We start from the raw sequence: 10,785 nt of genomic DNA, 5'->3' as shown, positions 1-10,785 counted from the left end.
GCCCCCCCTCGCACCTGACCCGCGCGGGCCTCCAGCACGTCCAGCCGCCGGGCGGTGTCCTCGCGCTCGCGCCACACGCCCTCCAGCGCCCGCAGGCGGTTCACCTGCCCCTGCAACTGCTCGCGGGTGTCGGTGAGGCGCTCGGCCTCCGCGCTGACAGCCTCGCGCTCGGCCCGCAGTCCCTTGACCGTCTCCACCGAGACGCCCGCGTATTCACCCTCCAGCAGGGCGTGCAGGCTGCCGAGCTGGTGCTTGAGGCCCTTGGCGCGGTCCCCGGCAAAGCCGTGCATGGCCTTGACGTGCTCCAGCCCCATCAGTTCGCCCAGCAGCGCCTGCCGTTCGCGCCCCGTGCCGTGCAGCAGCCGCGAGAACTCGCCCTGCGGCAGCAGCACGCTGCGGGCGAAGGTCTTGAAGTCCAGCCCCACCACCCGCGCGATGCGCTCGCCCACCGCCCGCGCCCCGCCGTCGCTGAGGTTGACCCAGCGGTCCCCCTCGCGGCGCTCCAGCCGCACCTCGTTCTCGGCCTGCCGCCGCCCCTTGGAGCGGGCGACCCGGTAGGTCTCGTTCCCGACCTCGAAGGTGAGGCTCACCGACAGCCCCCGTTCCCCCTGCGAGATCAGCGCGTCGAGGCCGGTCGCCCCCAGCCGGGGGGTGGTGCCGTACAGCGCGAAGGTCATCGCGTCGAGCAGGCTGGACTTGCCGCTGCCGGTCGGCCCGACGAGCGCGAACAGTTCGAGGTCCGAGAAGTCCAGCGCGGTGTGCTGCCGGAAGGCGGTGAAGCCCTGGAGTTCGAGGGCGAGGGGTCTCATAGAACCTCCGGGAAAAGCGGGCGGGGTTCCCGGCTCTTCCCCGACCGAAGGGAGAAGGAGAGGGGCCGGGTTCCGCGCAGTGGAGGACCATCCGGTGGTGTTCTGGAGGGTTCGGAATGGAGCGGAATCCGGCTCACGCGACCACCCCTTCTTCCTCGCCCCGCGCGGCCTCGTCCGCCTCGCGGAAGGCGCCCCGCAGGTCACCCGGCAACTCGCCCCGGCGCTCCTGATGGAAGCGCTCGTAGAGGTCGAGCAGGCTCAGCCCCTCGCGCCGCCGCTCGGGCAGGGCAAGGTCTTCCTGCACGGCGTCGAGTTCGACCGCCAGCGTGTTGGGCAGCCGCCGCAGCACCCGGTCCTTGAGGCCCGGCAGCGCGGTGCCCGAGGGCGCCCGCACGACCACCTTGACCAGGCCGGGAAAGCCCTCCAGCGAGGCCAGCCGCGCGTCCACGTTGTCCAGCGTGACCCGCAGGGTCCGCAGTTCGCGTCCGCTGGCGAGCGGGACCGGGATGACCCGGGCGGGGCGCCCCGGCTCCACCTCCACCAGGTTGACCTGCTTCTTCTCCCCGCCCTCCCCGAAGTCGAGCTGAACCACCGAGCCGGGGTAGTGCGCCACGGGCATCTCCGAACTCTGCTGCGGTTTGTGGACGTGCCCCAGCGCCACGTACTGCGCCGCCGCCGGAAGTTGCAGTGGCGAGAGGGTGTAAGCATTGAGCAGGTCAAACTGCATGGTGCGCTCGGAGCCGCTGGGGACCGCGCCGTCCATCGTGGCGTGGGCCATCAGCATGTTGACGCTCCCCGGCTGGAAGCCTTCCGCCAGCCGCCGCAGAAAAAAGCCCATGCCCTCGCGGTACTTCTGCCGCCACGCGCCCACGTCGCCGCCCAGCACGTCGGCTGCCTTGACCAGCCGCCGCTCGGACAGAAAGGGCAGCGCCCCCACCGTCAGCGTCTCGCCGCCGCGCGTCTCCACGGTGCGGATCATGTCGAGGGGATTGGCGGTGGGCTGCGCCACGAGTTGCACGCCCACCCACCCCAGCAGTCCGGCGACGCTGTGCAGCCGCGCCGCGCTGTCGTGGTTCCCCGCGATGGCGACCGCCGGGATATTCGCGTCGCGCAGCCGCAGGAAGAAGTCGAAGACCGCCGCCTCCGCCTCGGCCGAGGGGTTCACTGTGTCGAAGAGGTCGCCCGACACCAGCACCGCGTCGGCCCGCTCGCTGCGGGCCAGCCCCGCGATCTCGGTCAGGGCCTGCTGAATCTCGGGCGTCCGGTCAAAGCCGCGCAGATTCCGCCCGGCATGGAAATCGGCGGTGTGAAGTACGCGCATGACGGAAAATTTAGCATGGGGGCGGCCTCGGCGCGGCTCTGCTCGTCACGCTGGGGCTCCACCTCCCGCCGTTCCGGAAAGCCCGGCAGCAGGCCGGTCGCCCCCACCCGCCCCCCGATCCGGTCCGCCAACCGCAGGTTCGCCTCGCCCGGCCGCAGCGTGCCGGGAGCGTGCGCCGCGCCCCTCGCCCCGGATTCTGCCCCCAACAGAACCGGGCGGGCCGCGCTATCCTCTGCCCCATGACCGCTCAGCCCCCCACCGAGCCGTTTCGCGTGACGGGCGGCGTCAACAAGGTGCGCTTCCGCTCCGACACCGGCTTTACCGTGATGACCGCCCGCCTGCGTAACTCCGAAGGCGAGGACCCCGACGCCACCGTGATCGGCGTGATGCCCCCGCTGGACGCCGGGGACACCTTCAGCGCCGAGGTGCTGATGGAGGAACACCGCGAGTACGGCTACCAGTACCGGGTGCTGAACATGGTGCTCGAGGCCCAGCCCGCCGACCTGACCGAGGCGGGGGTCGCCGCCTACCTCGAGGCGCGGGTGGGGGGTGTGGGCAAGGTGCTCGCCGGGCGCATCGCCAGGACCTTCGGGCCGGGCACCTTCGACATTCTCGAACAGGAGCCCGAAAAGCTGCTGCAGGTGCCCGGCGTCACCCAGTCCACCCTGCACAAGATGACTTCCAGCTGGAGCCAGCAGGGGCTGGAGCGCCGCCTCCTCGCCGGACTCCAGGGCCTCGGTCTCTCCATCTCCCAGGCGCAGCGGGCGGTCAAGCATTTCGGGGAAGCGGCGCTGGAACGCCTCCAGGCCGACCTGTTCGCGCTGACCGAGGTAGAGGGCATCGGCTTTGTCACCGCCGACAAGCTGTGGCAGGTTTCGGGCGGCGTGAACGACGATCCCCGCCGCCTGACTGCCGCCGCCGTGTACGCGTTGCAGCAGGCCGGGCAGCAGGGCGGGCACTCCTTCCTGCCGAGGGCACGGGCCGAGCGCGGCGTGCTGCACTACACCCGCGTCTCGGCCGAGCAGGCCAAGCTCGCGGTGGACACCGCCACCGAACTCGGCCGCCTGTGCGACGACCCCACCAGGGAAGGGGAGAGCCGCATCTACCTGCCCCACGTCCTGCGGGCCGAGAAGAAACTCGCCACCCTGATTCGCACCCTGCTCGCCACCCCGCCCGCCGGCGACGAGTGGGCGGTGCCTGCGGGCGCGGCGAAGGGGCTGTCGGACGAGCAGGCGACCATCCTCGACCTGCTGGGAGAACACCGCCTCGTCGTGCTGACCGGCGGCCCCGGCACCGGCAAGAGCACGACCACGCGGGCGGTGGCCGACCTCGCGGAGGGGCTGGGGCTGGAAGTCGGCCTCTGCGCCCCCACCGGCAAGGCGGCCCGGCGGTTGGGGGAGGTCACCGGCCGCACCGCGAGCACCATTCACCGCCTGCTGGGATACGGCCCGGCGGGGTTCCGGCACAACCACCTCGAACCCGCGCCCTACGACCTGCTGATCGTGGACGAGGTCAGCATGTGCGGCGACGCGCTGATGCTCTCGCTGCTCGCCGCCGTGCCGCCGGGGGCGCGGGTGCTGCTCGTCGGCGACACCGACCAGCTCCCACCCGTGGACGCGGGCTTGCCCCTGCACGCGATCACCGAGGCCGCGCCCACCGTCCGCCTGACCACCGTGTACCGTCAGGCCGCCGAGAACCCCATCATCCGGGCGGCGCACGGCCTGCTGCACGGCCAGGCCCCGGAATGGGGTGACCCCCGCCTGGGCCTCACCGAGACCGAGCCCGACGTGGGCGCCCGCCGGGTGGCCCTGATGGTCCGCGAACTCGGCGGGCCGGGGCAGGTGCAGGTGCTCACGCCCATGCGCAAGGGACCGCTGGGCGTGGAGCTGCTGAACACCCACCTCCAGAGTCTCTTCAACCCCGGTCAGGGCGGCCTCCGCATCGGGGACGGCGAGGCGCGGCCCGGCGACGTGGTCGTGCAGACCAAGAACGACTACCAGAACGAGGTCTTCAACGGCACGCTGGGCACCGTCCTGAAGGCTGAGGGCAGCCGCCTCACGGTGGATTTCGACGGCAACATCGTGGACCTCGGCGGGGCGGACCTGTTCAACCTGCAACTCGGCTACGCGCTGACCGTCCACCGGTCGCAGGGCAGCGAGTGGCCCACGGTCCTGGGCGTGCTGCACGAGGCCCACATGCCGATGCTCTCGCGCAACCTCGTCTACACCGCCCTGACCCGCGCCCGCGAACGGTTCTACGCGGTGGGGTCGGCCTCGGCGTGGCAGAAGGCCGCCGGACGCCAGCGCGAGGAGCGCAACACGGCGCTGCTGGAGCGGGTGCGGGGGCGCTAGGGCAGGGAAGCCGCGCCCCGGACGTGCTATCCTCAAACCCCGGAGGCCGAGCGCCCCGGTTTTTCTTTGTGGCCCCCACAGCACCGCCGGATTCGGGGGTCAGGCGCTCGCGGTCAAGCATGAAATACATCTTCGTCACGGGCGGCGTGGTCAGCAGCCTCGGCAAGGGCGTGGCGAGTGCCTCGCTGGGCGCCCTGCTGCGGGCGCGCGGCTACAAGGTCACGGCGGTCAAGATCGACCCCTACATCAACATCGACGCGGGCACCATGCGGCCCTACGAACACGGCGAGGTCTTCGTGACGGCGTCGGGCGCCGAGACCGACCTTGACATCGGCAACTACGAGCGCTTCCTCGACCTCGACATTCCTCCGGGCAGCAACATCACGACCGGGCAGGTGTACCTCGAGGTCATCCGCCGCGAGCGGGCCGGGGACTACCTCTCGCAGACGGTGCAGGTCATTCCGCACGTCACCGACGAGATCAAGCGCCGTATTCGGGCGGCGGGCGAAACGGCAGGCGCGGAGATCGTGTTGATCGAGGTCGGCGGCACGGTGGGCGACATCGAATCGCTGCCCTTCCTGGAGGCCATCCGGCAGTTCCGCTTCGACGAGGGCGACGAGAACGTGCTGTACCTGCACCTGACGCTGGTGCCGTACCTGGGCACGTCGAACGAGTTCAAGACCAAGCCCACCCAGCATTCGGTGGCGACCCTGCGCTCGGTGGGCATCAGCCCCGACATCGTGATGGTGCGCTCCAAGGACAAGCTGCCCGCCGAGATCACCCGCAAGATCGCCCTCTTCACCTCGGTGCGCGAGAACCGGGTCTTTTCCTCCTACGACGTCTCGCACGTCTACGAGGTGCCGCTCGCGCTGGAGGAACAGGGGCTGGGCAAGGCGGTCGAGACGCTGCTGGGCCTGGAGCACACGCACCCCAACCTCGGGGTGTGGCAGAACGCGGTGCGGACCATCAAGCAGCCTGCCCACGAGGTCACCATCGCCATCGCGGGGAAGTACACCGAGATGCCCGACGCCTACCTCAGCCTGCTGGAATCGCTGACGCACGCGGGAATCGCCAACGACGCCCGCGTGAAGATCAGGTGGGTCAACGCCGAGGAACTGACGGAGGGCGACCTCGAATCGCAGCTCGGGGACGCGGGCGGGATTCTGGTGCCGGGCGGCTTCGGCATTCGCGGCATCGAGGGCAAGATCCGGGCCGCCGAGTACGCCCGCACGCGCGGGGTGCCGTACCTGGGCATCTGCCTGGGGATGCAGATCGCGGTGATCGAGTACGCCCGGCACATGGCGGGCCTCACGGGGGCCAACTCCGCCGAGTTCGACCCCTACGCGCCGCACAAGGTGGTGGACCTGATGCCCGAGCAACTGGAGGTGGAAGGGATGGGCGGCACCATGCGGCTGGGCAACTGGCCGATGGACCTCCGCGCCGGGACGAAGATCGCCGAGCTGTACGGCGTGCCGGGGGGGGGCACCGTCCGCGAGCGCCACCGCCACCGCTACGAGGTCAACCCTGCCTACGTGGAGCAGCTTCAGGCCGCCGGGCTGACGGTCAGCGGCGTGACCCCCGGTGTGGCCGGGCGCGGTGCCGGACTCGTGGAGAGCATCGAGATCGCGGACCACCCCTTCTTCGTGGCCCTGCAGGCCCACCCCGAGTTCGGGAGCCGTCCGATGCGCCCGAGTCCGCCCTTCGCGGGATTCGTGGCGGCGGCGCTGGGAAACCGCCAGGCGTCAACAGTCAGCGATCAGCCGGAGAAAGCGGAAGCGTAAGCCGACAGAAGGACGGAAGCACAGAAAGCACAGAAGAGAGAGCCTCAGCCCCCGCTGGGGCTTTTCTCCTGCTGGCCGCTGGCCGTTTGAAGCTGTATGCCCAGCGCCCCCAGTGCCCTGTCCACCTGCGCTTCCAACGCGGCGGGGTCGCCGCCGTTGTCCAGCACGACGGTCGCCCGACGCCGCTTCTCCTCGGCGGGCATCTGCCGGGCGTCCCGCGCCAGCACCTCCCCACGGCTCAGGCCGGAGCGGGCGGTCACGCGCGAGATACGGGTCTCCAGCGGGGCGTCCACCACCAACACGGCGTCCATCTGCTTTTCCAGCCCGCCTTCAAAGAGCAGGGGTACGTCCTGCACGGTCCAATGCTCGCCCCGCTGTGCCGCTTCCCGCTCCAGCGCCAGCATCCGCGCCCGCACGCGCGGGTGGGTGACCGCGTTCAGGACTGCCAGCTGCGCCGGGTCCCCGAACACACGCGCCGCCAACTCTGCGCGGTCCAGTTCGCCGCCCTGCACCACGCCGGGAAACTCGGCCCCGATCTCGGCCAGGACTGCCGGGTCGCGGGTCACCTCGCGGGCGACCTCGTCGGCGTCCAGCACCGTCAGGCCGCGCTGCCGGAGCAGGGCGGCCACCGTGCTTTTGCCCGCGCCGATGCTGCCGGTCAGGCCCAGTCGGCGCGGGTGGGTCTGCGGCGGGGCAGGGGAGGAAGCGGGCATGGGGGCAGTGTAGAGGGTCGGGCGAAAGGCTCCCCCCATTCTCCCCAGCTTTCGCGAGGCCCTCTCTGCAAGCAACTCTGCGAGTCCCACGGGGGGGCAGAGGGTCAGAACAGCACGCGGCCTGTGGCAAATGCTCCGGGGCCGCGCTGGGGGGGGCGTCAGGTGCCCGTCACCCGGCCCTCCTAGGCTGCCGGGGCCGATGCCTCTGCCGCCTGCAAGCCCGATTTTCCCCTCTCACACGGACTTCACCCCGCTTCTGACGGGTCGCCCTATGCTGGTCGGATGCGGCCCTGCCGAGCACCCGACTCCGGCTTGCACCCCCACCGGGCCAGTGTTAGCCTCACCAATGGAGGTTTCTGAGTGAAACGACGTACCCTCGGCCCGCTGCTCGCGGCGGCCACCCTGTCTGTGGCCCTGGCCCAGACCCAGACGCCGCCGACCCAGCCGGTACAGACGCCTCCGGCGGCTCCGGCGACCGCGCAGCCTGCCGCTCCCCGGCCCGCGCCTCTTCCCGCCGCGAACTACGTGGCGCTGGGCAATTTCTACTATGGCCGGGGCAACTTCGATCAGGCGTACGTGGCGTTTCGCGCCGCCGCCGAGATCGACTCCCGGAACAGTGACGCCCTGCTGGGGCTGGGCCGCTCGCAGGTCAAGCTGCGGCTCTACGCGCCTGCCATCGAGACGCTGCGGCGCCTGACCACCCAGGACACCCGCAACCTCAGCGGGCACCTCGCGCTCGCGCAGGCGTACCAGCAGCAGTTCATCGGGGCCGGGGACCGCGCCAGCGTGACGGGCAACCTCGCCCAGGCGCTCGGCGTGCTCACCCAGGCCGAGGCCCTCGCGCAGGCGGCGCCCGAGGCCGAGCGCGGCCTCAACCTCAGCAAGGTCTGGAACGAGCGCGGCAACGTGCTGCGGCTTCAGGGCGCGGCGGCCCAGGCCATCGAGGCCTTCAAGCAGGCCAGCACCCTCAACCCCGAGAACGGACTGATCCTCTTTAACCTGGGGGACATGTACTACGCCACCGGGAACCTCGTGGCGGCGCTCGACAGCCTGCAGCGGGCCGTGATCACCGACCCCGCCGACGCCTACAACCGCGCCTACTACGCCAAGCTGCTCGCCCTGAGCGGCAACGTCACGGCCGCCAAGCCGGAAGCGGCGCAGGCTGCCCGCCTCGCTCCCAACAACCCCTACGCGGTGGGGCAGTACGGCGTGGTGAGCTACCTCAGCCGCGACCCGGTCACGGCGCGGGCGCAGCTCACGCAGGCGGTGCGCCTCGATCCGCTGCGCTACCCCGAGTTCTACTACTACCTCGGGCGCCTCGACCTCGACGCGGGGGATCTGCGGACGGCCCGCGAGAACCTGACGCGGGCGGCGGCGCTGGGCAGCACGACCGCCGAGTACGCCTACTACCTGGGGCTCAGCTACGAGCGCGGCGCCGGGTCCATCGCTCCCGACCGTCTCAAGGCCCGCGAGAACTACGAGCGGGCGCTGAAGCTCAATCCCGGGTACGCCCTGGCCCGCGAGGGACTGGCCCGCGTCCGCTGACCACCCCCCCTCCCCACAGCCCCTTCCCGCGCCTGGGAGGGGGTTTTTGCTGGCGGTCTGAACTTTCGCTTAAGCCCGCCCGGAGGCGGGGCGCGGCTAAGATGAGGGCCGATGCCGCACCCCCATGCCCACCGTGGGCGGGGGGGTCCCGGCCCGAAAGGAGCACCACATGGCTTACCAACTGCCCCCCCTGCCCTACGCCTACGACGCCCTCGAGCCCCACATCGACGCGCGGACAATGGAGATTCACCACACCAAGCACCACCAGGCCTACATCGACAACGCGAACAAGGCGCTGGAAGGCAGCGAGCTGGCCGACCTGCCCGTCGAGCAGCTGATTCAGCAGCTCGATCAGGTGCCCGCCGACAAGAAGGGCGCCCTGCGCAACAACGCGGGCGGCCACGCCAACCACAGCCTGTTCTGGCAGATCATGACCCCGGGCGGGCAGGGCCAGCCGCAGGGCGAGCTGGCAGGGGCCATCGAGCAGGCTTTCGGGTCCTTCGACGCCTTCAAGCAGAAGTTCGAGGACGCCGCCAAGACGCGCTTCGGCTCGGGCTGGGCGTGGCTGGTCGTGCAGGGCGGACAGCTCGCCGTCGTCTCGACCGCCAACCAGGACAACCCGCTGATGGGCGAGGCGGTCGCGGGCGTGCGCGGCACCCCGATTCTGGGCGTGGACGTGTGGGAGCACGCCTACTACCTGAACTACCAGAACAGGCGCCCCGACTACCTCGCGGCCTTCTGGAACGTCGTGAACTGGGACGAGGTCGCCCGCCGCTACGCCGAGGCGAAGGGGGAGTAAGCCTCCCCCTCCCGGCAGCCCCAGGTCACGTGCCTGGGGCTGTTTTCTGGTTCTCCAGCTCTGCCAGCCACGCTTCGGCGTCTTCCGGCCCCAGCAACCGCGCCTCCCGCTCCGGACCGAACCACGCCAGCAGCGCGAGCAGGTCGCCGCCGTGGTGCTCCTCCAGATTCCCGAAGACGACCTTGTGGTCGCCGTCCGCGAGGTGCAGCAGTCCGGCGGGCGGAGCGCTGGGGCGGGTGCCCACTGCCAGCGGCTCGCCCAGCCACACCGCGTCCACGTCGCTGCCGTCGGCGGGATTGAGGAGGCCGGGGAGGCAGCCATAGTTCACCGGGGCGGCCCAGGGTTCCTGGCGGAGGGGCACGACCTCGCCGCCGCGCCAGACCCAGCGGTCCAGCGTGCCGCGCGTCCACTCCACCACGCCTTTGCGGGGAGCGGTCATGGCCGGACCTCGTACAGCTCGACCTGCCGCAGCACGGTGCCGCCGAAGCTCAGCGCGGCGCGGTAGGCGCCCTGGGCAGGGGCGGCCAGGGTGAAGCGGGCCTCGCGCTGCGCGGCGTCGAGGTACACGCTGTCGCGCCCGAGTTCGCGCGAGCCGTCGAACCACACGGCCTCCAGGTAGCCCGGCTCGAAGCGGCCCTCCACCCGCGCCCGCAGTTCCAGCTCCTGTCCCACCCGGCGCAGGCTGGCCTGGGTGACGCGGGTGGGCAGCTCGACCTCCACCGTGGGCGGAATCAGCGGCACGAAGTTGTAGCGGCAGCCCGGGAGCAGCGGCGTGAGCAGCAGCAGCGGCAGCAGGAAGCGTCGAGGGGACATGGGGGCATTGTAAGGAGGGGCGGTGAGGGGCACGCCCCGCCTACACCCCGGTCGCCACGATCGCCCCCAGCAGCGCCACCGGGGCCGTCTCCGCCCGCAGGATGCNCGGGAGCAGCGGCGTGAGCAGCAGCAGCGGCAGCAGGAAGCGTCGAGGGGACATGGGGGCATTGTAAGGAGGGGCGGTGAGGGGCACGCCCCGCCTACACCCCGGTCGCCACGATCGCCCCCAGCAGCGCCACCGGGGCCGTCTCCGCCCGCAGGATGCGCGGGCCGAGGGTGACCGCGACCGCTCCCCGCGCGGTCAGCGCCGCGACCTCGGCGTCGGAGAGGCCGCCCTCCGGCCCGGTCAGCACGGTCACCGGGCGGTCCCAGGTCAGGTGCCCGGTCAGGCGCTCCCGGCTGCCGGGCTGGGCGACGAACAGCTGGCCCTCCCAGCTCAGGTCGGCCAGGGGCACAGGGTCGAGCACCTGCGGCGTCACCGCCCGGCGCGACTGCTTGCTGGCTTCCTCGGCGACCCGGCGCAGACGCGTGAGCTTCTGAGCCCCGATCTCGCGGGCGTCGGCGTGGCGGGTGACCAGCAGCTGCACGCGGGCCGCGCCGAGTTCGGTGGCCGCCCGCACCACGTCCGCGAGCTTGTCGCCCTTGAGCAGCGC

Annotated in this window: 10 protein-coding genes; 4 read left to right on the top strand and 6 right to left on the bottom strand. The window is 71.4% G+C overall.

What is annotated here, in order from left to right; genetic code table 11:
* Positions 1–809 (bottom strand): AAA family ATPase (locus QOL99_RS11035; protein ID WP_285523833.1); only part of this gene is annotated, 809 nt, incomplete at its 3' end.
* Positions 810–942: 133 nt separating this feature from the next.
* A complete protein-coding gene (locus QOL99_RS11030) occupies positions 943–2,130 on the bottom strand; it encodes an exonuclease SbcCD subunit D (protein ID WP_285523831.1) in 1,188 nt (395 codons plus the stop codon).
* Between the two features lie 239 nt (positions 2,131–2,369).
* Here QOL99_RS11030 and recD2 point away from each other — a divergent pair, with 239 nt between their 5' ends.
* Positions 2,370–4,481, top strand: a complete 2,112-nt coding sequence (gene recD2 / locus QOL99_RS11025; protein ID WP_285523830.1) for an SF1B family DNA helicase RecD2 — start codon at positions 2,370–2,372, stop codon at positions 4,479–4,481.
* Between the two features lie 119 nt (positions 4,482–4,600).
* Positions 4,601–6,262: a CTP synthase gene (locus QOL99_RS11020; RefSeq protein WP_285523828.1), complete on the top strand. Its 1,662-nt coding sequence runs from the start codon at positions 4,601–4,603 to the stop codon at positions 6,260–6,262.
* 44 nt (positions 6,263–6,306) lie between these two features.
* On the opposite strand, the gene coaE is transcribed toward QOL99_RS11020, so the two are convergent.
* Complete coding sequence (gene coaE, locus QOL99_RS11015; protein ID WP_285523827.1) at positions 6,307–6,975, bottom strand: dephospho-CoA kinase; 669 nt, start codon at positions 6,973–6,975, stop codon at positions 6,307–6,309.
* A 360-nt stretch (positions 6,976–7,335) separates the two neighbouring features.
* Between coaE and QOL99_RS11010 the strand changes: the two genes are divergently transcribed.
* Both QOL99_RS11010 and sodA read left to right on the top strand, forming a co-directional pair.
* Positions 7,336–8,520, top strand: coding sequence for a tetratricopeptide repeat protein (locus tag QOL99_RS11010; RefSeq protein ID WP_285523826.1), 1,185 nt, complete (start codon positions 7,336–7,338; stop codon positions 8,518–8,520).
* 169 nt (positions 8,521–8,689) lie between these two features.
* Positions 8,690–9,319, top strand: coding sequence for a superoxide dismutase [Mn] (sodA, locus tag QOL99_RS11005; protein ID WP_285523824.1), 630 nt, complete (start codon positions 8,690–8,692; stop codon positions 9,317–9,319).
* A gap of 25 nt (positions 9,320–9,344) precedes the next feature.
* Here sodA and QOL99_RS11000 read toward each other — a convergent pair whose 3' ends face one another.
* The 3 genes from QOL99_RS11000 to QOL99_RS10990 all read right to left on the bottom strand — a co-directional run.
* On the bottom strand, positions 9,345–9,758 hold the full coding sequence (locus QOL99_RS11000; protein ID WP_285523822.1) for an inorganic pyrophosphatase: 414 nt from the start codon (positions 9,756–9,758) through the stop codon (positions 9,345–9,347).
* Complete coding sequence (locus QOL99_RS10995; RefSeq protein ID WP_285523820.1) at positions 9,755–10,132, bottom strand: hypothetical protein; 378 nt, start codon at positions 10,130–10,132, stop codon at positions 9,755–9,757. The genes QOL99_RS11000 and QOL99_RS10995 overlap by 4 nt, the downstream gene beginning before the upstream one ends.
* 200 nt (positions 10,133–10,332) lie before the next feature.
* The coding region (locus QOL99_RS10990; protein WP_285523818.1) for a 16S rRNA (uracil(1498)-N(3))-methyltransferase at positions 10,333–10,785 on the bottom strand (453 nt) is incomplete at its 5' end.

Origin of the sequence: Deinococcus rhizophilus (genome assembly GCF_030271215.1) — a bacterium.
In the GTDB taxonomy this organism is placed as follows: Bacteria; Deinococcota; Deinococci; order Deinococcales; family Deinococcaceae; genus Deinococcus; species Deinococcus rhizophilus.
Note: the sequence above shows the minus strand (reverse complement) of the source record. Positions and strands in the feature narration are given on the sequence as shown.